28 protein-coding genes are annotated in these 23,303 nt (G+C 64.2%); 17 read left to right on the top strand and 11 right to left on the bottom strand.

Going from position 1 to position 23,303, the window contains the following annotated elements; translation table 11 throughout:
- Positions 1 to 214 precede the first annotated feature (214 nt).
- The gene (locus M1E10_RS21710; protein ID WP_499174849.1) at positions 215 to 1,009 is read left to right on the top strand and encodes a gamma-glutamyl-gamma-aminobutyrate hydrolase family protein; all 795 of its coding nucleotides are present in this window, start codon (positions 215 to 217) and stop codon (positions 1,007 to 1,009) included.
- Positions 1,010 to 1,061: 52 nt separating this feature from the next.
- On the opposite strand, the gene M1E10_RS21715 is transcribed toward M1E10_RS21710, so the two are convergent.
- From M1E10_RS21715 to M1E10_RS21725, 3 genes are all read right to left on the bottom strand, one after another.
- The gene (locus M1E10_RS21715; protein WP_499174850.1) at positions 1,062 to 2,024 is read right to left on the bottom strand and encodes a 2-hydroxyacid dehydrogenase; all 963 of its coding nucleotides are present in this window, start codon (positions 2,022 to 2,024) and stop codon (positions 1,062 to 1,064) included.
- Between the two features lie 20 nt (positions 2,025 to 2,044).
- A complete protein-coding gene (locus M1E10_RS21720; protein ID WP_499174851.1) occupies positions 2,045 to 3,067 on the bottom strand; it encodes a LacI family DNA-binding transcriptional regulator in 1,023 nt (340 codons plus the stop codon).
- 98 nt (positions 3,068 to 3,165) lie between these two features.
- On the bottom strand, positions 3,166 to 3,660 hold the full coding sequence (locus M1E10_RS21725; protein ID WP_499174852.1) for a MarR family winged helix-turn-helix transcriptional regulator: 495 nt from the start codon (positions 3,658 to 3,660) through the stop codon (positions 3,166 to 3,168).
- 99 nt (positions 3,661 to 3,759) lie between these two features.
- Here M1E10_RS21725 and M1E10_RS21730 point away from each other — a divergent pair, with 99 nt between their 5' ends.
- The 6 genes from M1E10_RS21730 (at position 3,760) to M1E10_RS21755 (ending at position 8,290) form a co-directional block, all read left to right on the top strand.
- Complete coding sequence (locus M1E10_RS21730) at positions 3,760 to 4,542, top strand: creatininase family protein (RefSeq protein WP_499177262.1); 783 nt, start codon at positions 3,760 to 3,762, stop codon at positions 4,540 to 4,542.
- A gap of 85 nt (positions 4,543 to 4,627) precedes the next feature.
- A complete protein-coding gene (locus M1E10_RS21735; protein WP_499174853.1) occupies positions 4,628 to 4,960 on the top strand; it encodes a type II toxin-antitoxin system Phd/YefM family antitoxin in 333 nt (110 codons plus the stop codon).
- Positions 4,957 to 5,361 (top strand): type II toxin-antitoxin system VapC family toxin, encoded by a 405-nt coding sequence (locus M1E10_RS21740; protein WP_499174854.1) that lies wholly within the window; start codon positions 4,957 to 4,959, stop codon positions 5,359 to 5,361. The genes M1E10_RS21735 and M1E10_RS21740 overlap by 4 nt, the downstream gene beginning before the upstream one ends.
- A gap of 103 nt (positions 5,362 to 5,464) precedes the next feature.
- Positions 5,465 to 6,598 carry a CobW family GTP-binding protein gene (locus M1E10_RS21745; RefSeq protein ID WP_499174855.1) on the top strand — a complete coding sequence of 378 codons (1,134 nt, stop codon included), beginning with the start codon at positions 5,465 to 5,467 and terminating at the stop codon, positions 6,596 to 6,598.
- Positions 6,598 to 7,584, top strand: coding sequence for a WD40 repeat domain-containing protein (locus M1E10_RS21750; RefSeq protein ID WP_499174856.1), 987 nt, complete (start codon positions 6,598 to 6,600; stop codon positions 7,582 to 7,584). The genes M1E10_RS21745 and M1E10_RS21750 overlap by 1 nt, the downstream gene beginning before the upstream one ends.
- A gap of 25 nt (positions 7,585 to 7,609) precedes the next feature.
- Positions 7,610 to 8,290 (top strand): spermidine synthase, encoded by a 681-nt coding sequence (locus tag M1E10_RS21755; RefSeq protein ID WP_499174857.1) that lies wholly within the window; start codon positions 7,610 to 7,612, stop codon positions 8,288 to 8,290.
- 413 nt (positions 8,291 to 8,703) lie between these two features.
- Here M1E10_RS21755 and M1E10_RS21760 read toward each other — a convergent pair whose 3' ends face one another.
- Entirely contained in the window at positions 8,704 to 9,729 is a 1,026-nt protein-coding gene (locus M1E10_RS21760) for a serine hydrolase domain-containing protein (protein WP_499174858.1), read from the bottom strand.
- A gap of 182 nt (positions 9,730 to 9,911) precedes the next feature.
- On the opposite strand from M1E10_RS21760, the gene M1E10_RS21765 reads away from it, so the two are divergent.
- Together M1E10_RS21765 and M1E10_RS21770 are read left to right on the top strand one after the other, a co-directional pair.
- The gene (locus M1E10_RS21765; RefSeq protein WP_499174859.1) at positions 9,912 to 11,087 is read left to right on the top strand and encodes a zinc-dependent alcohol dehydrogenase; all 1,176 of its coding nucleotides are present in this window, start codon (positions 9,912 to 9,914) and stop codon (positions 11,085 to 11,087) included.
- Positions 11,088 to 11,103: 16 nt separating this feature from the next.
- The gene (locus M1E10_RS21770; RefSeq protein WP_499174860.1) at positions 11,104 to 11,679 is read left to right on the top strand and encodes a hypothetical protein; all 576 of its coding nucleotides are present in this window, start codon (positions 11,104 to 11,106) and stop codon (positions 11,677 to 11,679) included.
- 45 nt (positions 11,680 to 11,724) lie between these two features.
- On the opposite strand, the gene M1E10_RS21775 is transcribed toward M1E10_RS21770, so the two are convergent.
- The 3 genes from M1E10_RS21775 to odc2 form a co-directional block, all read right to left on the bottom strand.
- Entirely contained in the window at positions 11,725 to 12,408 is a 684-nt protein-coding gene (locus M1E10_RS21775) for an OmpW/AlkL family protein (protein ID WP_499174861.1), read from the bottom strand.
- A gap of 217 nt (positions 12,409 to 12,625) precedes the next feature.
- Positions 12,626 to 13,195: a GNAT family N-acetyltransferase gene (locus M1E10_RS21780; RefSeq protein WP_499174862.1), complete on the bottom strand. Its 570-nt coding sequence runs from the start codon at positions 13,193 to 13,195 to the stop codon at positions 12,626 to 12,628.
- Between the two features lie 95 nt (positions 13,196 to 13,290).
- On the bottom strand, positions 13,291 to 14,424 hold the full coding sequence (gene odc2 / locus M1E10_RS21785) for a type III PLP-dependent enzyme (protein WP_499174863.1): 1,134 nt from the start codon (positions 14,422 to 14,424) through the stop codon (positions 13,291 to 13,293).
- A gap of 581 nt (positions 14,425 to 15,005) precedes the next feature.
- On the opposite strand from odc2, the gene M1E10_RS21790 reads away from it, so the two are divergent.
- The 5 genes from M1E10_RS21790 (at position 15,006) to M1E10_RS21810 (ending at position 18,236) form a co-directional block, all read left to right on the top strand.
- Entirely contained in the window at positions 15,006 to 15,221 is a 216-nt protein-coding gene (locus tag M1E10_RS21790) for an antitoxin MazE-like protein (protein ID WP_499174864.1), read from the top strand.
- Positions 15,218 to 15,550 (top strand): type II toxin-antitoxin system PemK/MazF family toxin, encoded by a 333-nt coding sequence (locus M1E10_RS21795; RefSeq protein WP_499174865.1) that lies wholly within the window; start codon positions 15,218 to 15,220, stop codon positions 15,548 to 15,550. Before M1E10_RS21790 ends, M1E10_RS21795 begins: the two co-directional genes overlap by 4 nt.
- A gap of 20 nt (positions 15,551 to 15,570) precedes the next feature.
- The gene (locus M1E10_RS21800; protein ID WP_499174866.1) at positions 15,571 to 16,464 is read left to right on the top strand and encodes a LysR family transcriptional regulator; all 894 of its coding nucleotides are present in this window, start codon (positions 15,571 to 15,573) and stop codon (positions 16,462 to 16,464) included.
- Positions 16,465 to 16,536: 72 nt separating this feature from the next.
- A complete protein-coding gene (locus M1E10_RS21805; RefSeq protein WP_499177263.1) occupies positions 16,537 to 17,178 on the top strand; it encodes a DUF1007 family protein in 642 nt (213 codons plus the stop codon).
- Entirely contained in the window at positions 17,178 to 18,236 is a 1,059-nt protein-coding gene (locus tag M1E10_RS21810) for a nickel/cobalt transporter (protein WP_499174867.1), read from the top strand. Before M1E10_RS21805 ends, M1E10_RS21810 begins: the two co-directional genes overlap by 1 nt.
- Before the next feature lie 14 nt (positions 18,237 to 18,250).
- Here M1E10_RS21810 and M1E10_RS21815 read toward each other — a convergent pair whose 3' ends face one another.
- The 4 genes from M1E10_RS21815 to M1E10_RS21830 all read right to left on the bottom strand — a co-directional run bounded on the left by M1E10_RS21815 (position 18,251) and on the right by M1E10_RS21830 (position 20,693).
- Positions 18,251 to 18,469, bottom strand: coding sequence for a hypothetical protein (locus tag M1E10_RS21815; RefSeq protein ID WP_499174868.1), 219 nt, complete (start codon positions 18,467 to 18,469; stop codon positions 18,251 to 18,253).
- On the bottom strand, positions 18,466 to 19,161 hold the full coding sequence (locus tag M1E10_RS21820; protein ID WP_499174869.1) for a GNAT family N-acetyltransferase: 696 nt from the start codon (positions 19,159 to 19,161) through the stop codon (positions 18,466 to 18,468). The genes M1E10_RS21815 and M1E10_RS21820 overlap by 4 nt, the downstream gene beginning before the upstream one ends.
- A gap of 71 nt (positions 19,162 to 19,232) precedes the next feature.
- Positions 19,233 to 19,958 (bottom strand): tellurite resistance TerB family protein, encoded by a 726-nt coding sequence (locus M1E10_RS21825; RefSeq protein WP_499174870.1) that lies wholly within the window; start codon positions 19,956 to 19,958, stop codon positions 19,233 to 19,235.
- A 96-nt stretch (positions 19,959 to 20,054) separates the two neighbouring features.
- Positions 20,055 to 20,693: a beta/alpha barrel domain-containing protein gene (locus M1E10_RS21830; RefSeq protein ID WP_499174871.1), complete on the bottom strand. Its 639-nt coding sequence runs from the start codon at positions 20,691 to 20,693 to the stop codon at positions 20,055 to 20,057.
- Positions 20,694 to 20,846: 153 nt separating this feature from the next.
- Between M1E10_RS21830 and M1E10_RS21835 the strand changes: the two genes are divergently transcribed.
- The 3 genes from M1E10_RS21835 to trhO all read left to right on the top strand — a co-directional run bounded on the left by M1E10_RS21835 (position 20,847) and on the right by trhO (position 23,251).
- Positions 20,847 to 21,341 carry a CYTH domain-containing protein gene (locus tag M1E10_RS21835; RefSeq protein ID WP_499174872.1) on the top strand — a complete coding sequence of 165 codons (495 nt, stop codon included), beginning with the start codon at positions 20,847 to 20,849 and terminating at the stop codon, positions 21,339 to 21,341.
- Entirely contained in the window at positions 21,319 to 22,233 is a 915-nt protein-coding gene (locus M1E10_RS21840; RefSeq protein WP_499174873.1) for a CHAD domain-containing protein, read from the top strand. Before M1E10_RS21835 ends, M1E10_RS21840 begins: the two co-directional genes overlap by 23 nt.
- Before the next feature lie 73 nt (positions 22,234 to 22,306).
- A complete protein-coding gene (gene trhO, locus M1E10_RS21845; protein WP_499174874.1) occupies positions 22,307 to 23,251 on the top strand; it encodes a rhodanese-related sulfurtransferase in 945 nt (314 codons plus the stop codon).
- Positions 23,252 to 23,303: the final 52 nt, after the last annotated feature.

Below are 23,303 nucleotides of genomic sequence, written 5' to 3' on the forward strand. Positions count from 1 at the left end.
ATGTCCCCTTGAGGCTGGCAAGCATCCTGCGACTAATTCCTTAGTGGTGGCCTTGCAAATTCTTCAAGGAATTCCGCAACCTGTGCGAAGATTAGCCATCCGGCGCATGCCCCGCCGACGGTGCTCAAACATTAGGCGGAAAAGCCTCTGGCAAGGGCGCTTGACCTGCGTCCGATCCGGCGCGACAAACGGGCTCGATCTGCGGAGATTGCCCATGCCCAAACCCATCGTTGCCGTGCCTGCCGATATTCGCGAAGTGGAAGGTGCGGTCTGGCATGCCAGCCCCAATCAGTACCTCAAGGCTGCGCTGAAGGTGGCGGAGGTGATGAGCTTCATCGTCCCCGCCTTCGAGGACGGCAACGAGGTGGATGCCATTCTCGATCGGGTCGACGGACTGCTGGTCACCGGATCGGCCACCAACGTCCACCCTTCGCTCTACGGCCGGCCTGCGACGGAGGCCGACGGTCCCTTCGATCCCGCCCGCGATGCGACATCCCTGCCGCTGATTCGCCGTGCCCTGGAGCGCGGCATTCCGATGCTGGCGATCTGCCGCGGCATCCAGGAACTGAACGTTGCGCTCGGCGGCACGCTGGCGACCGAAATCCACGAGCAGCCCGGCATCTGGGACCACCGCAAGCCGAACGTAGCCGAGCGCGACCACATGTTCGCGATCCGCCAGCCGGTCTTCGTCGAGGAAGGCTCCTGCATCGCGCAATATCTCGGGCTTTCAGGCGAGGTGCAGGTGAACTCGCTGCATCGCCAGGCGATCGCCGAGACGGCGCCGCGGCTCAAGGTCGAGGCGACAGCCGAGGACGGCACGATCGAGGCGGTCTCGGTGATCGACGCGAAGAACTTCGCGGTCGGCGTCCAGTGGCATCCCGAATACTGGGCCGAGACCGACACGCCGTCGCGGGCGCTGTTCCAGGCCTTCGGCGATGCCGTGCGCGATTACGCCGCCGGGAAGGCATCGGCGGACACAGGCCCGACGCCGCTCGCCGCCGTTCGCTGAAACGACAGTATCGAGGGCGGCACCGCGCCGCCCTCCCCTTCGAGCCCGCGCCTCAGCCCTTGACGGGCGTTTCCGGCACGGGGCTGATCACCGTCTTGTCGCGGAACCAGCCGATCAGATTGTCGACGACCAGATCCGCCATGGCGTTGCGGGTCGGGATCGAGGCCGAGGCCACATGCGGCAGCAGGCAGGCGTTGGGGAACTCCAGGAGCGCCGCCGGGACGTTGGGCTCGTCATAGAACACATCGAGGCCGGCCGCCGCGATCGTGCCGTCGCGCAGCGCCGATGCCAGCGCATCCTCGTCAACGCTCGTGCCGCGGCCGACGTTGATGAAGACGCCGTTGGCACCCAGTGCGGCAAAGATCTCGGAGGTGAAGATCTTGTGCGTCGCCGCCGTGCCGGGAACGATCGAAATCAGCGTGTCGACGGCTTCCGCCATCTCCTTCAGTGACGCGTAGTAGGTGTAGGACACATCGTCGCGACGGCTGCGGGTGTGATAGCCGATCTCCACCTTGAAGGGCTCCAGGCGCTTGGCGATCTCGATGCCGATGCGGCCGAGCCCCAGAATGCCGACCTTGCGGCCCTTCAGGGAGAGCGGCGTCAGCGGATACGGGCCTTCGTTCTTCCAGCGCCCTTCGCGCAGGTAGATTTCAGCGCGCGGGAACTGGCGCACCGTGTTGAGCAGCAGCGCGATCGTCGTGTCGGCCACTTCGTCGTTCAGCACGTCCGGCGTATGGGTGACGATGATGTCGTGTTCCAGGGCCTTCTTCGTGTCGACGCCATCGTAACCGACGCCGAAGTTCGAGACGATCTGCAGGTTGGGCAGGCTCTCGATCCAGCCGTTGTCGAGCGCGCCGGAGATCGCAACGCCGCGGATGCGCTCACGCAGCGCCGGGTCGATCTCGGTGACCGGGCCGGCTGGCACCGGCACGACCTCGAAGGCCTGGTTGAGGCGTTCGAGAACGCGCGGATGGATGCGGCCGGGAACGAGTACGGCAGTGGTTTGATCGGACATGAGTGTCTCCTCGCAGGATGTTAGCTTCGGGGCCGGTAGAGGCCGGTGGACTGCCGGATACGCATTTCCGGCTTGATGAGATGGATGCCGTCCGGATCATGGCTGCCGTCGAGCCGGTCGAGCAGCGCACGCGCCGCAAGACGGCCGACTTCGCTCTGGCCGTTCCAGACGGTGGTCAGCGCCGGCGTGGCGATCGACGCCTCCTCAAGGTCGTCGTAGCCGGTGACGGCGATGTCGACGCCCGGAACGAGGCCGGCGCGGCCGATGCCGTTCATCAGGCCGATCGCCACGAGATCGTTCCAGCAGACGGCCGCGGTCGGCTTCTGCGGCAGCGACAGGAAATGCACCGCCGCCTCGAAACCGCCCTGCTTCGAGCGCGGTCCGGGAATGCGCAGGTCCGGATCGACCTCGATCCCCGCCTTGCGCAGCGCGTTCACATAGCCCTGGTAGCGGTCGCGCCCGGTCGAGGTCTGGTCGGTACCGCCGATCATGGCGATCACCCGATGCCCGAGCCCGATCAGATGGTTGGTGGCAAGCGAGATCCCGTAACTGTCGTCGCCGCGATAGGTCGGCAGGCTGACGCCTTCCATGGAGCGGGCAACTAGGATCGCCGGCATGCCGTTGGCCTCGGCAAGCCTGACATCTTCGACGGGCGTGCCGATCGCCGGCGACATGATGACGCCGTCGCCGCCAAGCTGCAGCAGGGTCTCGATGAAGGTCCGTTGCTTTTCGACCGAATCATAGTGGTTGGAAAGGATGAAGGTCTGTCGGCTGCGGTCGAGTTCGCTTTCGATCGCCTTCAGGATTTCCCCGTAGAAGGGGTTCATGATGTCGTGGACGACGACGCCGATGATGCCGGAGCGCGAGGTTCTGAGGCTGGCGGCGCGGCGATTGTAGATATAGCCCAAAGCCCGGGCCTGTTCCTTGATCTTCTCGCGCGTATCGGAGGCCACCAGCGGGCTGTCGCGCAGCGCCAGCGATATGGTCGCGGTGGAAAGGCCGAGGCTTTCGGCAATTGTCGACAGCTTGATCTTTTGCGCCACGTCCCCTCCGACCAGGCAAGCGCCGGCTTTCCGCCGGCTTTAAACCCGTTTAAATTCTTTAAGGAGATTTCGCAACCGCTTGTAGGTTCACGACGCAACTAGTCGTCCGCCGCGGCGCCCTGCAGGTTGGCGTCCATGGCTTTCAGCAGGCGCAGCAGGGACTTCACCTCCTTGTCGGAGAAATCCCGCACGGCCGCAGAACTGCAGTCGGCAACGCTCCGGCCGATCTGCTCCACCGTCGCCCGCCCCTGTTCGGTAAGAAACACCACCGTCAGCCGTCCGTCTTCACCATCGTTACGGCGTTCCAGGAAGCCCTGCGCTTCCATCCGGCTGATGGTCCGGGTCATGGTCGGCGCCTTGACGCCAAGGCGGCTTGCCAGATCTCCCGCCGTCAGCCCGTCTTCGCCCGACAGTGCCAGGATGACGCCGTCCTGGCCGGCGTAGAGGCCGCTTTCCGACAGGCTGCGGCTGAGCGCCGTGCGCATCGCCCGGGCTGCCTGCGTGACCGCGTTCGCAAGATCGTTCGTGGAAAGGCTGTCCAGGTCCTTCTTCTTGCCCGGTTTGCTCTTTTTGCCGTCCTTCTTCTTGCCCATGACCTCGCCTTCCCGTCTTAATCTCGGTTCGTGCCCTGGCTGTGTGAAACACCAGACCTATCCAATATAGAAGCGAGAAACTAATCACCAGTGCCCCATATTCTTCCGCGTTTCGAGGACAATGACCCGTCACTGCCGCCTTCCGCCCGGGCGGACTGGATTGCGGTGCTGCCGCTTGGCGCGCACGAGCAGCACGGGCCCCACCTGCCCTTCGAGACGGACACGCTGATTGCTTCCGGCATCGTGGAGCGGGTCATCGCAAAACTGCCCGTGGACCTGCCGGTGACCTTCCTGCCGGTCGAACCCATCGGTTACTCCATCGAGCACATGGACGTCGCCGGCACCCGGTCGCTGCGCTTCGACGAGGCCGTGGAACGCTGGCTGGGCATAGCCGAGAGCCTCCACCGCCAGGGCATTCGCAAGTTCGTGATGCTGAACGCCCACGGCGGCAATGCGCCGCTGATGACGATCGTGGCGACGGAAGCGCGCGTTCACTTCTCCATGCTGGCGGTGGCCACCAGCTGGACCCGCTTCGGCCTGCCGCCGGGGCTGATCGCGCCGGAGGAGAAGGCGATCGACATCCATGGCGGCGACATCGAGACCTCCGTCATGCTGGCGCTCTGCCCGGAGCGGGTGGACATGGCCAAGGCTGCGGATTTCCCCTCGCGCCAGAGCGAGTTTGCTACCCGCTTCAGGCACCTGCGCGCCTACGGACCGCATGCCTTCGGCTGGAAGATGTCCGACCTCAACCGCCAGGGCATCGCCGGCAGGGCCGCGGCCGCCACGGCGGAGAAGGGGGAAGCGATCCTGGCGCATGCGGTCGATGGCATCGTGGAACTGCTGCGGGACGTGGCGGGGTTCGATGCGGGGGAGCTGGGGTAGTAGCAAGGACCGGCGAGGCTACTTGTCTGCTCGGCGCCCGTACCGCATACTCCCAAGATCGTGTTAGCGCCTGAAGGAGGCGGAGATGCGCATTTCCATCGAGGAAGCAGAAGGCCAACTCACGGAATTGATCGAGCTGGCAAACCAGGGACAGGAAATCGTGCTGATGCAGGATGGCCGGCCCTTGGCAAGGCTCACGCCTGTGATCGCCAAAAGTGACGTCGACAGGAACGACGCTCCGGCGGACCTGCGAAAGCCACTGAGGCTGGCGAGTGAAACAAACCCGCTTTCGCCGGCCGAAAGGGCGAAGCTTCTCCGCGAAATCCAGGAGGAAGCTCGCCGCAAAAACCTGCCGATGGACACGGACGCGGCGAGGAGTCAGGATTTCCTCTACGATGACGATGGCATGCCCGGATGATTGTCGTCGACACGTCGGCGCTGATCGCGGTCATCACCAGCGAGCCTATGTCGGACAAGTGTTCAAATGTTTTGAACACTGAGACCTCGGTCATCATGTCGGCGGGGACATTAACCGAATTCCTCATCGTCGCCCAACGCCGCAAGCTTTTGAAAGAGGCCGAGGACATCATGGCGCTCTATGTCAGCAGTGTCATCGAAGTTACACCACAGCGCGCAAAAGACGCCGCTGCTGCCTACGGCCTGTGGGGCAAAAGCTTCCACCCCGCCGGGCTCAACTTCGGCGACTGCTTCGCCTACGCCACGGCCAAGGAGTACGACTGCCCGCTGCTTTACGTCGGCAATGACTTCGCGCAGACGGACATCCGGGCAGCCGTTGCCAGCTCATCCGACCCGATGTGATCTTATAACATTCAAAACCCTTTGAAGTCGCGCGGTGCTGGTCTTATATGGGGCCGACATCTTCCGCGCCCCTTGGCGCCCGCAGCTCCTTCGAGGTTTTCCCATGGCCGAAAAGACCACCGACACCGCCGCCCTGAAGCCCATCCCCGTCACCGTGCTGACCGGCTACCTCGGTTCCGGCAAGACCACGCTCCTGAACCGCATTCTCTCCGAGAGCCACGGCAAGAAATATGCCGTCATCGTCAACGAGTTCGGCGAGATCGGCATCGACAACGACCTGATCGTCGAATCCGACGAAGAGATCTACGAGATGAACAACGGCTGCGTCTGCTGCACCGTGCGCGGCGACCTGATCCGCGTCGTGGAAGGCCTGATGCGCCGCCCCGGCCGCTTCGACGGCATCATCGTCGAAACCACCGGGCTTGCCGATCCGGTCCCGGTCGCCCAGACCTTCTTCATGGACGACGACGTCCGCGCCAAGACCGAGCTCGATGCGGTCATCGCTCTGGTCGATGCCAAGCACCTGCCGCTGCGCCTCAAGGACAGCCGCGAGGCCGAGGATCAGATCGCCTTCGCCGACGTCGTGATCATCAACAAGACCGACCTGGTGACGCCGCAGGAGCTGGCACAGATCGAGGATGTCGTGCGGGCGATCAACCCGTCGGCGCGCGTCTACAACACGAGCCGCTCCGGCGTCGATCTCGCCCGCGTGCTCGACCAGGGCGCCTTCAATCTCGAGCGGGCGATGGAAAACGATCCCCACTTCCTGGACCAGGATCACGGCCATCATCATGGCCACGACGACCATGTCTGCGGCCCCGATTGCGGTCATGACCATAGCCACGACCACCATGATCACGATCATGATCACCACGGGCATGACCATGGGCACGATCACGGCCATGACCACCACGCCCCCTCTGCCATCCACGACGTGACGGTCAAGTCGATCTCGCTGCGCGGTGGCGAGATGAACCCGGAGCGTTTCTTCCCCTGGATCCAGAAGATCACCCAGACGGACGGACCGAACATCCTGCGCCTCAAGGGCATCATCGCCTTCAAGGACGACGCCGAACGCTACGTCATCCAGGGCGTCCACATGATCGTCGAGGGCGATCACCAGCGTCCGTGGAAGGACGGCGAGAAGCATGAATCGCGCCTCGTCTTTATCGGCCGCGATCTCGACGTCGAGAAGATCGAGAAGAGCTTCAAGGCCTGCGAGGCGACGCCCGTCTGATGCCGACTGTTGCTCCTCTTGATATCGACGGTCACGTCGTCGCCGCGCATTTCCTCGGCGACGTGCCCTTCTTCGCCACCGCCGCCGGCGCCATCCATCGCCTCGACAATGGCGAAAAGGTCAGCCAGGCCCACGAGGGCCTGCTGACCTGCATCCGTGATCCGCACAGCGCCACGCTGATCACCGGCGGCGAGGACGGCAAGGTGCTGCGCATCGGCGCGGACGGCGGCGTCACCGAACTTGCCGAGGTTCCGCGCAAGTGGATCAGCGTCGTCGCAGGCGGACCGCAGGGTGCCGTCGCCTACGCCCACGGTCGCACGAGCTTCGTCCGGCTCGCAGACGGCAGCACCAAGGAGTTTGCCGAACAACGCAGCGTCGAGGGTCTCGCCTTCGCGCCGAAGGGCCTGCGGATCGCCGCCGCCCGCTACAACGGCGTCTCGCTGCACTGGGTCGGCACCAATGCGCCGGCCGCCGATCTGGAGTGGAAGGGTGCCCATACCGGCGTCACCTTCTCGCCCGACGGCCGCTTCCTCGTCACCATGATGCAGGAAAACGCGCTGCACGGCTGGAAGCTCGACGGCAAGCCGGGTGACGCGCGCCACATGCGCATGACCGGCTACCCGGCCAAGGTCAAATCGATGTCCTGGTCGGTGAAGGGCAAATGGCTCGCCTCCTCCGGCGCCCCGGCCGCCATCGTCTGGCCCTTCTCGGCCAAGGACGGCCCGATGGGCAAGGCACCGCTGGAACTCGGCACCCGCGCCGACATCATGGTCACCAACGTCTCCTTCCATCCGGCCGAAGAGGTTCTGGCGATCGGCTTCATCGACGGTATGATCCTCGGTGTCCGCATTGCCGACGGCAAGGAGGCGCTGCTGCGCCGCCCCGGCAAGGGCGCCATCACCGGCATGGGTTGGAGCGCCACCGGCAAGCTTCTCGCCTTCGCCTCCGAAGCCGGCGACGGCGGCGTGATCGACATCGCGGCCTGAGCCGCGCCTAGGACGAAAGCCCGGCATGATCCCCTGGACCCTCATCGAGACCGCATCCGTGCCGGGTGGCAGCGACGAACTCCGGCTGAAGCAGCGCGGCAGCGAGTTCTCGATCATGCTCGGCACCAACGAGCTGATGAACAGCCGGCTGAGCGGCTCGGAAGAAGCGCTCGCCCGACTGTCCTGCGACAAGATCCGTGACCGCCCTCGACCGAAGATCCTGATCGGCGGCCTCGGCATGGGTTTTACCCTGCGCGCCGCCCTGGCCGAACTGCCGGAAGGTGCCGAAATCGTCGTGGCGGAACTCGTGCCCGCCGTCATCCGCTGGGCCAGAGGGCCAATGGCCGGGGTCTTCCGTGGCTGTCTCGACGACCCGCGCGTCACGGTTCTGGAAGCCGATGTTGGCGTGCTGATCGCGTCCGAGAAGGACGCCTATGACGCCATCCTGCTCGACGTCGACAACGGCCCTGAAGCGCTGACGCGGGACGAAAACGATCGCATCTACGATCTGGGAGGCCTCAACGCCGCCAAACGGGCACTGCGCCCCGGCGGCGTTCTCTCCGTCTGGTCGTCGGCGCCCGACAGCCAGTTTACCCGGCGCCTGAAGACGGCGGGCTTCACCACCGATGAAGTTCCCACGCGCGCCAACGGCAAGCGCGGCGGCGCCCGCCACATGATCTGGGTGGCCGTCAAGGGCACGCGCTGATCCGATCCGGCAGGTTTACAGGCAGACAGCACGGAGAACCGCGGCGGATCTCTCCGCCACGGCCTGATCCAGTGGGTGGGCAGGCAGCGTTCGCAGTGTGTATGTGAATGTCAGGCTTTCCGCCTGCCCGATCGCTTTCGGCTGTTCCCGAAACTCCGGCGCGGGACGTGTCAGTTCCCGGTGACCGGCGCTTCGGGTGGCGACCGGCCTGACGCCGGTCTGCCACCGTCTGCAACCATCACCGGACGCCGGGCGCTTGCCGGGGGAGGCAACCGGTTCGCGACCCGATCCCTGTCCGATGACGCAGCCATTGTCGCAAGCCTTGATCTGGTGGGGACGGTGGGGAAGGAAGAAAGGCGGGCGGGCATTGAAAAGGCTGCGGCATTCTAAGCCGCGCAACATTCTTTCCCACATCACGCCGAGCGGACGGCGCCGATGATCTCGGCAAGCAGACGGTGAAGCTCGTCGCGATAGCCGGTGCGGGCCGAGGGCGAAGTCTCGTCCGACGTCATCACCACCGTCAGGCCCAGCGACGGCACGACATAGAGCATCTGCCCGCCATAGCCCCAGCCGAAGCGCACGTCCTCGCCGCCGATCCGGCGCAGGAACCAGCCGTAGCCATAGCCGTCGCCCGAAAAGCGCGAATTGGTGCGCGGCGTCCACGACTGTTCGATCCACTGCTGCGGGATGACCTGCACGCCATCGGCGGTCCTGCCGCCGTTCTGGTAGAGCCGGCCAAAGGCGAGCAGCGATCCGGCGGTCATCGCCATCTGGTTGCCGCCGAGATAGATCCCCTGCGGATCGCGCTCCCAGGAGCCGATCCGGAATCCCTCGACGGGCTCGAACCACTCGCGCGACAGCGCCAGGGTCGACTTCCCCCCGACACGGGTGAGGATGGCGGAGAGAAGATGGGTGGAGGCGGTGGAATAGAGCATCTGGCCGCCCGGCTCGCCGTCGAAGGGTTCCGTCAGCGCAAATCGCACCCAGTTGCCGCTGGAAACCCAGCGCCCGTAGTTCGGTCCCGACATGCGGGCGAGGCCTGCCTGCATGGAGAGAAGATTGCCGATGGTGATCTCCGCCATCCGCGGGTCCGGATCGCGCGGCAGTTCGCTCTCCAGGAGCGGCGCGATCTTCTGGTCGACGCCTGCAAGCAACCCCTTGTCGATCGCAATCCCGACCATGCCCGAGATGATCGATTTCGAGGCGGACTTGATATTGGTGGAGTCGCCGATTCCGTGGCCGTTGAAGCCCCGTTCGATCAGCATCTCCCCCTCCCGGGAGACGAGCACGACCTTCAGAGCATCAAGGTCGCGGACCCCGTCAAGGACGCCATCGAGAGACAGCGCGCGAGGCGGCGCCTGTGGCAGGTCCTGCGCCCGCAGATGGCTGGCTGTAAAGAGGAGAGGAAGGGCGGCGAGAGCGGTGCGGCGTGTGATCATGGTGGCCAAGCTAGGGCGCTAACATGGAACGAAAATGGCGGAGACGCGAGGTCACGCCAAGGTGAATGCGCAGGAAAAAAGAACTCTTCGGAAACATCAGGCGCCCTTCGCGGTTCTGGTGGTCAGATGAGCCGTGCAGACGGCGAAACAACTGGCAACTTGCCCTCGAAAAGGAGATCTCTGTGAAAGCGCTGGTTTGGCACGGAAAAGAGGATATTCGCTGCGACACGGTTTCGGATCCCGAGATCGAAGACGCCCGCGACGCGATCATCAAGGTCTCGAGCTGCGCCATCTGCGGCTCCGATCTTCACCTCTTCCACAACTACATCCCGGCCATGGAGCCAGGCGACATTGTCGGCCACGAGATGATGGGCGAAGTCGTGGAAGTCGGCTCGGGCGCCAAGGGTGCGCTGAAGAAGGGTGACCGGATCGTTGTGCCCTTCACCATCTTCTGCGGCGAATGCGACCAGTGCAAGCGCGGCAACATGTCCGTCTGCGAGCGGTCCAACCGCAATAAGGCCATGGCCGACAAGGTCTTCGGGCACACCACCGCCGGCCTCTTCGGCTACACGCACCTGACGGGCGGCTATCCCGGTGGACAGGCCGAATACATGCGCGTACCCTTTGCAGACAAGACCCACATCAAGGTGCCAGACAGCCTGACCGACGAGCAGGTGCTCTTCCTCGGCGACATCTTCCCGACAGGCTGGCAGGCCGCCGTCAACTGCGAGATCGAACCGACCGATACGGTGGCAATCTGGGGCTGCGGTCCTGTTGGCCAGATGGCGATCCGCAGCGCCGTTCTCCTGGGCGCCAAGCAGGTGGTAGCGATCGACTGCATTCCGGAGCGGCTGTCGATGGCCGAGGCAGGTGGCGCGATCACCATCAACTTCGAGACCGAAAGCGTCGTGGAGCGCCTCAACGATCTGACATCCGGCAAGGGGCCCGACAAGTGCATCGATGCCGTGGGTCTGGAATCGCATGTCTCGATGGGGCAGCCGGACACGATCCTCGACCGTGCCAAGCAGATGGTCATGATGGAAAGTGACCGTCCGCATGTTCTGCGCGAGATGATCTACGTCTGCCGTCCCGCGGGTATCATCTCGATCGCCGGCGTCTATGGCGGCCTCGTCGACAAGATCCCGATGGGCCCGGCGATGAACAAGAGCCTGACCTTCCGCATGGGCCAGACGCACGTCAACCGCTGGACCGACGATCTTGTCCGCCGGATCGAGGAAGGCCAGATCGATCCGTCCTTCGTCATCACCCATACGGCGAAGCTCGAGGACGGACCGGAAATGTACAAGGTCTTCCGCAACAAGCAGGACGGCTGCATCAAGGTCGTGCTGAAACCATGAATAGAGGAGAGCGATGATGACATTCATTGCAAACGCCGTTCAACGCAGCGACAACCCGCGGGTCCAGTCGACGGGGCCGAGTTCGCTCGACTCCTCGGACCGCTTAGCCCGCAACCTCGGATGGTTCAGCATCGGCCTGGGCATCACCGAGATCGTCGCCGCCCGCAGCCTCAGCCGTGCGCTCGGCATGCCCGAGTCGGAAAATCTCATCCGCGCCTTCGGCGCCCGCGAGATCGCCAGCGGTGTGCTGACGCTGTCGCTCGAGAAGAAGGCCGGTCTCTACAGCCGCATCGCAGGAGATGCGCTGGATCTGGCGGTGCTGAGCACGGCGGTGAAGGACGACAACCCGAAACGCGGCAACGCCGCCATGGCTCTCGCCATGGTCGCCGGAGTGACGTTGCTCGATATCGCGGCAGCGCTTGGCGTCAGCCGCAACAATGCGCGCGATCCCCACGACGAGCGCGATTACAGCAACCGGAGCGGCTTCCCGAAGGGTGTCCAAGCGGCCCGCAGACAGGCGGAAGACGCCGACGAAAAGCCGGTCAAGGCGCTGTCGCCACCGCAGACGGCATTTTCCGGCCAGCGGGCGTAAGAACAGCGGCCCGCTCTCTGTCGAAAGGAGAGCGGGCCAAATCGCTCAGAACCGGTAGGTGACGCCGCCGCCGATCAGCCACGGATCGATCTTCGCCTTGCCGCTGAGCGGCCCGAGCGTATCGTGATCGGCAGACCAGTCGGTTTCCAGGAAGATCTTCTTCACGTCGAAGTTCACACCCCAGTGATCGTCGAGCATGTAATCGAAGCCAACCTGCAGTGCGGCACCGAAGGCATTCTCCACATCCAGGTTGTGGAAGCCGCCGCGTTCGCTCTGGTTATAGAACATCGAATAGTTCACGCCGGCGCCGACATAGGGCTTGAAGGCACCGAAATCGGTGAAGTGGTACTGCAGCGTCAGGGTCGGCGGCAGCAGCCAGCTGCGACCGACCGGAACGCCGACTGCGCCGTCTTCCGTGATATCGGCATAGGTCGTACCGAGAATCAGTTCGGCGGCGATGTTGTCCGTGAAGTAGTAGCTGATGTCGAGTTCGGGAATGACCGAATCCGAATAGGAGAGGTCCGAACCGGGCACACCATTCACCGAACCACTATCTTCGGTGATGACGCCGACGGCGCGCACGCGGATCTGCCAGGGGCTGGATGCCGCCGGCACCTGCGCAACCGGCGCCTCGACGATCGGTGCCAGATCCGCCGCTCCCGCAACAGTGGATCCGAGCATGGCCAGACCCGCAGCCAGCCCGCTGATACGCGCGCATTTCCTGTTCATTGAGACTCTCCTGAAATCACTAAAATGATATGACGGAGAGTCGTTTATTACGTCGGCCAGACAATCACTTGAGGCAGATCAAACGGCATTGACGGATGCCAGGGAGGCGGCCCGTGCTGCCGCCCAAAGAAAAACCGCCTCCCCTCATCGGGAAGGCGGTGTTTCGGGCCTCAGGGACACTCCAGGATCGTAATGGAGCATCCCCGGTGCCGAACGGTCAGGCGAGCTTGCGCCCGCTGGCAACGATGATGCCGGCAGCGCCGTTCAGCCAACCGGCCTTCAGTTCGAGCGCCAGGAAACGGGCGCGCTCGAAGGGGCCGGGCATGACGAGGTGCCGTGCCTTCTCGGCAAAGAAGCCGAAGCGTTCGTAATAGGCCGCGTCGCCGACCAAGAGCACGGCGCCATGGCCGCGGTGTGCTGCCTCGGTGACGGCGGCACGCATCAGCGCCGCGCCAATGCCCTTTCCGGCATGCGCGTCGTCGACTGCAAGCGGCCCGAGCAGCAGCGCATCGACGGCCGAGCCGTCCGGCCCGATGCCAGCTTCGATGTTCCACAGTCGGACGGTGCCGATCACGTGGCCCGCGCCATCGCGCGCAACCAGCGCCAGCCCCTCGGCCGGCAGGCGGCCGCGGCGGATCTTCTCCGACGACTTCATGCGGCGCTCCGGCCCCATGGCATGGTCGAGAAGAGTTTCGCGTGCGACGACATCCGCCGGCGTCTCGGCGCCGATGGTAAAAGTGGTGGATGGTGCAAAGAATGCACGCACAGAATCAAGAACAGCGGCCATCCCGGCCTCCCGTACCCAAACCCGTTTCAGACGGTGTCAGATGAAAATTGTGAGGGTGCCGCCCCGGCTGGATACGGGGACGGCGTTGTCAGACTTTAGATGACGTAGCTTTTCAGCGGGTCGAAGCCGTTGAAGGCAACCGCCGAATAGGTCGTCGTATAGGCGCCTGTGCCTTCGATCAGAACCTCGTCGCCGATCGAAAGGCTGATCGGCAGCGGATACATGTTCTTCTCGTACATGACGTCAGCCGAATCGCAGGTCGGGCCGGCCAGCACGCAGGGCTCCATCTCGTCGCCGTCACGCTCGGTGCGGATCGGGTAACGGATCGCCTCGTCCATCGTCTCGGCGAGACCGCCGAACTTGCCGATGTCGAGGAAGACCCAGCGGTGGTTGTCGTTGTCGGACTTCTTCGACACGAGAATGACTTCCGCCTTGATCACGCCGGCGTTGCCGACCATGCCGCGGCCGGGCTCGATGATCGTCTTCGGCAGGTTGTTGCCGAAGTGCGAACGAAGGGCCGCAAAGATCGCCTGCCCGTAGGCTTCCGCCGACGGCACATCGCGCAGGTACTTCGTCGGGAAGCCACCGCCCATGTTGACCATCTGCAGGTGGATGCCCTGCTTGGCAAGCGATGCGAAGACGCGCTTGGCATCGGCGAGCGCCGAATCCCAGGCATCGACCTTCATCATCTGCGAGCCGACGTGGAAGGAGACGCCATAGGACTCCAGGCCGAGCTGGTGAGCGTAGACGAGAACGTCGACGGCCATCTGCGGCACGCAGCCGAACTTGCGGGAAAGCGGCCATTCGGCGCCATCGCCATCGGTCAGCACGCGGCAGAACACCTTCGCGCCGGGAGCGGCACGGGAGATCTTCTCGACTTCCTCGTGGCTGTCGACGGCAAAGAGCGCGATGCCGAGCGCATGGGCGCGGGCAATGTCGCGTTCCTTCTTGATGGTGTTGCCGTAGGAGATCCGCTCCGGCGACGCACCGGCGTCGAGCGCCATCTGGATTTCGGCGACCGATGCGCAGTCGAAGTTCGAACCGAGCGAGGCGAGAAGCTTCAGGATTTCCGGCGCCGGGTTTGCCTTGACGGCGTAATAGATCGCGCTGTCCGGCAGGGCGTGGCGGAAGGCGTGGTAGTTGTCGCGCACGACATCGAGGTCCACGACGAGGCAAGGGCCATCGGGACGTTGGGTCTTGATGAAGTCGAGAATCCGAGCGGTGGTCATCTTGCAGTCCCTCATGATCGTGGCTCCGGCGGACCGGAGGACAAAGGGCGAATGAGAATACGCATAGGCACCAGCCGGTGGAGACCCGGTACCGCAATACGCTCAAGCGCGCGAATTTTGAATCAGCGCCCTGCCAGGAGCGAAGATTCGGCTTTGTCTGCCATGGATTGGAGGGGGGTACCCGACCGCACTTCCGGCAATGATGGTGTGCCTCTTCAGTATTGCCGGCTGTTGGAAAGCAGGCAGAGACTAGAAAGGCCCGCACCGTCGTTGCTTCAAGATGTCCTCGCATTTCCCGGTTGGCCGGAATAGCGACTGGAGGGGTTAGTTCCAGGTACCTTACCGATACCCTCACCTTAGGGATAAATCCCAGTTCGAGGGTCGGCGGACACCCACAGGCACGTGCGACTTTGGGCAGCACCGGAGATAAGAACATTCGCCTTCACAATCAAGCGCTTTTTTGACCCCGACCGAAAATACTTGCCTCGCGATCGAGGATATGTCTTGGCCGCCCAGAGCGCCCATTTGCAGAAACGATTTCGCGAGCCTACATTGCCAGGCGAAGGCCGAGAGGGTTTGGCATGAGCACCGTAAAGAAGCAGAGCGTTTTGAGGGACGAGCGGACCGGCTTACCACTTCGAGAAGTGCGTCTGCTTGTCCCCGACCCAGGTGATCCGGATGTGCGGGCACGGGTGAAGGCAGCCATTACCGCTCTCGATCCGGAAGACGAACGCCAGTCGATGCGTTGGATTGAAAACGTCTCCCTCTTCGACAACGAAGAACAGGATAGCGAATGAAGCGAGGCGATCTGGTGACGGTGGCCGTTTCAGGCGACTATGGCAAACCACGTCCCGCCGTTGTAATCACGTCCGATACCCTCATCAGCGAGGGTCATGACGCCATTGTGCTCTGCCAGCTGACGTCAACCATCAACGACCTCGCCGACTTCCGCGTCGCGATCGATCCCTCTCGCGATAACGGGCTGAAACTGCGATCCGACATCATGGCCGACAAACCCGTTGCCGTATCGCGGCGGCGGATCGGCTCGATCATCGGCCGACTGAACGAAGCGGAAATCCAACGCCTCAACGCGGCATTGGCATTCGCACTCGGCTTGTCGAACTAACCGGCGCCAGAAGGAAAATCATGGACACACTCACCCGCATGCGCGCCTTCATCGACGTCGTCGAGGCCGAGGGCTTTTCGGCGGCGGCGCGGCGCACCGGGCGCTCCAAGGCGCTGCTTTCCAAATATGTGAAGGAGCTGGAGGACGACCTGGGCGCCCTCCTCCTCAACCGCACCACCCGCCAGTTCTCGATGACCGAGGCCGGCCATACCTACTACCGCACGGCCGCCGACATCCTGAAGGAGATCGACAATCTCTCCGACCTGGTGCGCGAGAACAATGCCGACCTCAAGGGCAAGCTGCGGCTCTCCGTGCCGCGCACCTTCGTCGATGCCGAGGTCGGCCAGTCGCTGATCGATTTCGCCAAGGAGCATCCCGACGTCTCGCTGGAGATCGTCGCCGAGGACCGCTTCGTCGACCTGATCGAGGAGAGCTTCGACCTCGCGATCCGAATCACCAAGCTGGAGGATTCCGGCCTGATCGCCCGCAAGATCGCCGATTTCCGCGTCTATGCCTGCGCGTCAGCCGATTTCCTGGTGCGCCATGGGCCGATCGACACGCCGCAGGATCTCGCCCGCGTCCCCTTCATCATCGACACCAATTCCCGCTGGCACAACAATGTCCGCTTTTCGAGCCCGGAGGGCACCACCATCTCCGTGCCCGTGAGCGGCCCGCTGGAGGTCAACAGCCCCCAGGCGACGCTGCGCGCGGCAAAGGCGGGCCTTGGGGTCGCGATCATCCCGGATTTCGTCGCCGGTCCCTCCATCCTGTCCGGTGACCTCGTGACGCTGCTGGACGATTACATCGCCAAGGACCGCGGCATCTATGCGGTCTATCCGCACCGCCGCTACCTGCCGGCCAAGGTGCGCAGCTTCGTGGACTATCTGGCCCTCTGGTTCCGCCGCCGCGCCTGAGGCGAGGTCGAAATTCCGACCCATTTGCGCAGCAGAAAGGCGATGAGTTCCCATGAAAGACGCGCCCCGACCATGAAGCACGCCCTTCCGTTCCTGACCGCACTGGCCGTCTCCGCACCCGGCATCGCGCTCGCCCACCCGCACATCTTCGCCGAGGCGCGGCTTGAGGTGATCGCGGCCGATGACGGGACGGTGCAGGAACTGCGCAACGTCTGGCGGTTCGACGAGGTGTTCTCCTCCAGCGTTCTCCTGGACTTCGACACGAACACGGACCTCAAGCTCGACGAGGCGGAACTGGCAGCACTTGGCGAGGTGATGCACGCGTCGCTCGCCGACTTCGACTACTTCACGACGATGTCCGTCGATGGCACCAGCGAGAAGATCCAGAAGCCGGACGTCATCCACGTCTCCTATGAGGACAGCCAGGTGATGGTGTTCTTTGCGGTGAAGCCGGAGAAGCCGACGCCGCTGAAGGGCAAGCTCGCCTTCGGCGTCTACGATCCGTCCATGTACACGGCGATCGACTTTCCCACCGACGGCGACCTGGTGGTTCAGGGCAAGGCGGCGGCTGCCTGCCAGCACCAGGTGGTTCGCCCCGATCCCGACGAGATCATCGCCCAGAACAGCGCCACGCTGACGGAAGCCTTCTTCAACGATCCTTCGGGCACCGACATGTCGAAACTGTTTGCAACGCGGCTGGAGCTGACCTGCTGATGCGGGCCAAGACCATCGCATTCACCGTTATCCTGGTCACGGTCGCCCTGGCTGGCGCCGCCTACGCCCAGTCGCCGCTCGGCGTCGGATCCGCCGAGCCTGCCTTCAGCATCGGCGGCCCGCTCGGCGGCTTCTTCGCCTGGGTCAACGGCTACCAGCAGGCGTTCTACCGTTCGCTGACAGGGGCCTTGAAGGCCATGCGCGAGGATCCTTCCGCGCTCGCCGGTCTCGTCGGCCTGTCCTTCGCCTACGGCATCTTCCATGCCGCCGGCCCGGGCCACGGCAAGGCAGTGATCTCCTCCTACATGATCGCCAACGAGATCGAACTCAGGCGCGGCGTGGTGATCTCCTTCATCTCCGCCCTGCTGCAGGGGCTGACGGCGATCCTGCTCGTCGGCGTCGCCTTCTATGCGCTGCGCGGCAGCGGCATCACCATGACCACCGCCACGTGGGCCATGGAAGTGACAAGCTTTGCGATGATCGCCCTCTTCGGCGCCTGGCTGCTGGTGCGCAAGCTCACCTCACTGAGGACAAGGCAGGCACTGGTGGCCGCCCCGGTCTTTCAGCAGGCTGGCGCACTCGGCTCGACGGCAACCTTCGGCGGCGGCTCCTCCTCCACCGGCCTGCGGTTTCAGGCTGAGGAAGTAACTGACCACGAATACGCCGATGCTGGCGGCTACTGCGAAACCTGCGGCAACAGCCATGCGCCCGACCCGCGCCTTCTCGGCGGCAGCCGGTTCCGGGCAAGAGAAGCCTGGTCGGCGATCGTTGCCGTCGGCCTGCGCCCCTGCTCCGGGGCGATCCTGGTCATGAGTTTCTCGCTGCTGAACGGCCTCTACCTCGGCGGCCTGCTGTCGGTGCTCGCCATGTCGCTCGGCACCGCCATCACCGTCTCGCTGCTTGCGGTCATGGCGGTCTCTGCCAAGGATCTCGCGATGCGATTTGTCGGGAGGGGGTCGGTGCGCGCCGGCCGCATCACGGCAGGCTTCGAGATCGCCGGGGCGCTCTTCATTCTCCTGATAGGCCTGTCCCTGCTGGGCGCCTCTCTGCAGGCCTGACGTCAGGGCTGTACTCAGGCCCGGGTGTCGCGCTTGCGCTGGTGGCGGGCCCTCAGCCAGAAGACCAGGAAGAACGACAGCACGGCCAGCACTCCGAAGACGGCGGCGATCCAGGGCGAGAATTCGTCCGCCAGCCACAGCATGATCGGCGGCATCACGAAGAACAGCCCCAGAAATCCGAGAAGGATCACCGCCGCGGCAATCGCCGGGCCTCTTATGTTGTTGCCGCTCATGCTGCCGTTCCTTCCGATATTTCTGCCCGCATGTCTTCCAGCCGCCGGCGCTGGCGGCCGTCCGCATCGAAGTTCTCCGGCGAAAGCCACGCCTCGAAGGCCCGCTTCAGGAGCGGCCACTCGCCGTCGATCATCGAGAACCAGGCCGTGTCGCGGTTGGCGCCCTTCGAGATCATGTGCTGGCGGAAGATGCCCTCGAAGCTGAACCCGTAGCGGATCGCGGAACGCTTGCTTGGCTCGTTCTCGTTGTGGCACTTCCACTCGTAGCGGCGATAGCCGAGATCCTCGAAGACATGCCGCGCCATCAGGTAATGCACTTCGGTCGTCAGCGGCGAGCGCTTCACGTCCGGGCCATGGGCGACCGAGCCGACCTCGATCACGCCGTATTTCGGGTCAGGCCGCATGTAGCTCGCCATGCCGACGATGCGACCGCTGGCGTTGTCACGAAAGACGAGCGTGACCCAGCCGAAATCCCGTGTAGTTGTCGCCAGCCAGTCGCCGAAGGCGTCAGGCTCGACAAACGCATCCTGCGGAAAATAGTGGAGCAGTTCGTTGATCCCGTCCACACCGCCCAGCGCCGACCAAAGCGCACCCAGATGGGCTTCCCGCTCGTAAGGCTCGAGCGTCACGAAACGCCCCGTCAGCGTGACGGGACCGGGGGTCGGGACCTTGTAATTCTTGAGATCGCGCATCAATTCCGCCTCGTAAATTTCAATCGAGGCTTAGGCCAGCCACCCGGCAAAGGCAACTGGCCATGGGTGACTTACGCCTGCACCTTCGCCGCAGACACCGTCGCGTCGATGTGGTCGATCAGCGCGTCCGGCAGGCCAAGGCGCCCGGCGAGGAGATCGAGATAGCCGCGCTCGGCGCGGGTGTCGGGATCGATGGTGATGCGGGTGGCGGTGTAGAGTTCCACCTTCTGCTCCTCGGTGCGCGCCGCGGCGACAAGCTCGTCGATATCGACGGGGTTGGCCAACTCGTTGGCGATGAAGGCTTCAGCCTCGGAGCCGAGATCGACGGCATGCACCTTGTCCATGATGTTGGCGCGTTCGTTGGCGTCGATATGACCGTCAGCCTTGGCGGCGGCAATCATGGCCCGCACCAGCGTCAGCGCGAAATCATTGGTGAGCGCCGGCGATTCCAGGCTGAAGGGCGAGCTTGCCGGCGGCGGCAGGATCTCCGGTTCCCGCTGGGGAACGGATGCGGTCTGCGGCGCCTGACCGGACTGGTAGTTCTTGTAGGCCATGTAGCCGAGGCCGGCGATGGCGGCGATGCCGCCGACGGTGGCGACATTGCCGACGAGCTTGCGTCCGGTCTTGGTGCCGAGCAGCGCTGCGGCGATGCCGGCCGATTTCAGCGGATTGTTCTTCGCCATGTCGCCGAACTGGCCAGCCTTACCGAGCAGCCCTCCGGACCCGAGCATGCCTTCGGCCTTGCTGCCCATCTGCGGGCCGAGGAACTGGTCAAGAAGCTTTTTGGCGTCGAACATCGCTATCTCCTGCTGATGAAATTCAGTCAGGAGATAGGAAGCCTGCGGTAGAAAACCAATGTCTTCGAGCGCCGCACCGGGCCGTTGACGAAAATGTCAGCCCTTGAGGGCAGCAGCCTCGCTGGCGAGCTTGGTGATGCCGGCCCAGTCGCCGGCGGCAACCAAATCCTTCGGCGCCACCCAGGAGCCGCCGACGCAGACAACGTTCGGGAGCGACAGGTAGTCGCGGGCGTTCTTCAGCGAAACCCCACCGGTCGGGCAGAACAGCGTGCCGGCAAGCGGCGACGACAGCGACTTCAGAAAAGCGGCACCACCGGCCTGTTCGGCCGGGAAGAACTTCATGACGTCGTAACCTTCTTCGCGCAGCGCCATCACTTCGCTGGCGGTTGCGGCACCCGGCAGCAGCGGCACGTCGGAGCCCTTGGCGGCCTCCATGATGCCGCGCGTCGCGCCGGGGCTGACGATGAAGGTCGAGCCGGCCTTGACGGCCGCGTCGAAGTCCTTGGCGTTCATGATGGTGCCGGCACCGACGTTTGCGCCTTCGACCTCTTCTGCCACTGCCTTGACGGCGTCGAGTGCGGCGGGCGTGCGCATGGTGATCTCGATCGCCGTGAGGCCACCGGCGACCAGAGCGCGAGCCAGGAGAACGGCCGACTTGGCGTCGTCGACGATGAGAACCGGAACGACCGGCTGCGCGCGAAGGATCGCGAGGAGGTTGTCAGTCTTGCCGGCCATGGGGCGCTCCCGTTTTTCAAACGTTTGAAGGTCAGGTCGCAAATACCGCCCTCGCCCCTCGATGTCGAGGAAAAATCAACCTTTCCGACCGATGACACCTTTGCCAAACGCAGCCATTGCCATAGGTTCTGGGCGTTAACCGGCGGAGCCTCCATGGCCAAGGAAATCGAACGCAAGTTTCTGGTGAAGGATGACGGTTGGCGTGCTGAGGTCACCTCATCATCCGATTTCATTCAGGCCTATATCGTGACCATGGACGACCGCTCGCTACGGGTGCGCCTGATGGACGACGAGCGGGCATCGATGACGCTAAAGATCGGCCGCCGGCTGATCAGCCGCGATGAGTTCGAATACACCATCCCTGTCGCTGATGCGAAAGAGCTGATCAGCAACGCGCTCGGCCTTGTCCTGCAGAAGACGCGCTACGAGGTGGAGCACGAAGGCTTCGTCTGGGAGATCGACGTCTATGCCGGCGTCTACGCCGGTCTCGTCGTAGCCGAGGTAGAGATGGATGACGAGGAGCAGGATCCGGCCCTGCCCTCCTGGATCGGCAAGGAGGTGACTGGGGATCCTCGCTACTCCAACCAGATGATGGCTGCAGAGGATATGAGCATGGAGCTTTGCGATGGCATTTCGCATACGGCCTGATCGCCCCTTTACCGAGGAGTTCCGCTCCGTCGCCGAGCATCAGCTGCGGCAGGCCATCCATTTTCTGGAAGACCAGCCCGATGGCCCGCATGAGGCGGTCCATGACGCGCGCAAGAAGTTCAAGCGGCTGCGCGCCCTCTACCGCCTGATCCAGCCGGATGCGAAGGAGTTCCGGCAGCGCGAGAACGAGCGCATCCGCGACATGGCACGGTCGCTGTCTGCGGTTCGCGACGCGACGGCGCTGGTGGAGACCGTCGATTACCTGGCCTCGGAAGCCGGCCCACCCGACGAACTGGCGGCGCTTCATTTCGCCTCGAAGGCGCTGATCGAGCGCCGCGACCGGATCGCCCACGAGGAAAGCGACCTGCCGGCCAAGATGGCGGCGGCGGCCCAGACCTGCCGTGAGGCAATCGACGCGCTGCAGGACCTCCACCTGGACGACAGCCCGCGTCGCACCGCCCGCCGGCTGTCCAAGACCTGGCGCAAGCAGCTGTCGCGCGCGGCAGCTGACCTGGTCGCCTGCGAGGAAGGCGGCGATGCGGAGCATTTCCACGACCTGCGCAAGGTTGGGCAGACCTACTGGATGCACCTGGCGCTGCTCTCCGACCTCTGGTCCTCGGCCATGCGCGCCAAACAGCGGGAGGCCAAGGCGCTGGTCGACATGCTCGGCCACGAGCACGACCTCTCGGTCCTGACCCAGGTGGTGGACGAGAACCCGGATCTCTTCGGCGACAGCGAGACGCTCGCCCGCGTCATCGGCGCGATCATTGCCCGCCAGCAGGACCTGCGGGAGAAGGCGGTGGCCCAGGCCAAGCTCGTCTTCGCCGACGACGCCGACACGGAAGCGGCCCGTATCGCGCTTCTCTGGAAGGAAGCGGCCTCGCGCAAATGAAGCCGGGGCACCGGCGGTAGCCCGTGACACAAAGCGCGTTGCGCAAGCGCCCGTCTGGTTGTATTTCCCCGGAATGACCGACAATCCTGTGACCCAGACGCCGGCTCCTTCCGGCCCCTATTGCGTGGCGGCGCTCTACCACTTCGCCACCTTCCCGCGCTGCGCCGAATTCCGCGAGCCGCTGCAGGCGCTCTGCGAGGAGAATGGCGTCAAGGGCACGCTGCTGCTCGCCCGCGAGGGCATCAACGGCACGATCGCGGGGCCCGACGCCGGCATTGCCGCCGTGCTCGCGCACCTGCGGGCGCAGCCGGAATTTTCCGGGCTGGAGCACAAGGAAAGCCGCGCCTCAAAGATGCCCTTCCTGCGCATGAAGGTGCGGCTGAAGAAGGAGATCGTCACCATGGGCGTCGAGGACATCGACCCCAAGAAGATCGTCGGCACCTATGTGGCGCCCAAGGACTGGAATGCGCTGATCTCCGATCCCGACACGATCGTCATCGACACCCGCAACGACTACGAGACGGCGATCGGCATCTTCAAGGGCGCCGTCGACCCGCAGACGAAGACCTTCCGCGAGTTCCCCGACTGGGTGAAGAACAACACCGGCCTGCACAACAAGCCGAAGATCGCCATGTATTGCACCGGCGGCATCCGCTGCGAGAAGGCCACCGCCTTCATGAAGGAACAGGGCTTCGACGAGGTCTACCACCTCAAGGGCGGCATCCTGAAATACCTGGAGGAGGTGCCGGCAGAGGAAAGCCTCTGGGAGGGCGCCTGCTTCGTCTTCGACGAGCGCGTCTCCGTCGAGCACGGCCTGAAGGAGGGCAGCCACAAGCTCTGCCACGCCTGCCGCAACCCGATCACCGCCGAGGAAGTCACCTCCCCCTTCTACGAGGAAGGCGTCTCCTGCAGCCACTGCTACGACAGCCGCACCGAAGCCGACCGCGACCGCTACCGCCAGCGGCAGCACCAGATCGCGCTGGCGAAGAAGCGTGGCCTGAAGCACATCGGCAGCTGACCAGAAGGCTTTCGGCATGGAAAAGCCGCGCCTCCTGAGGAGACGCGGCTGT

This window comes from Rhizobium sp. PK7-22 (assembly GCF_056530405.1).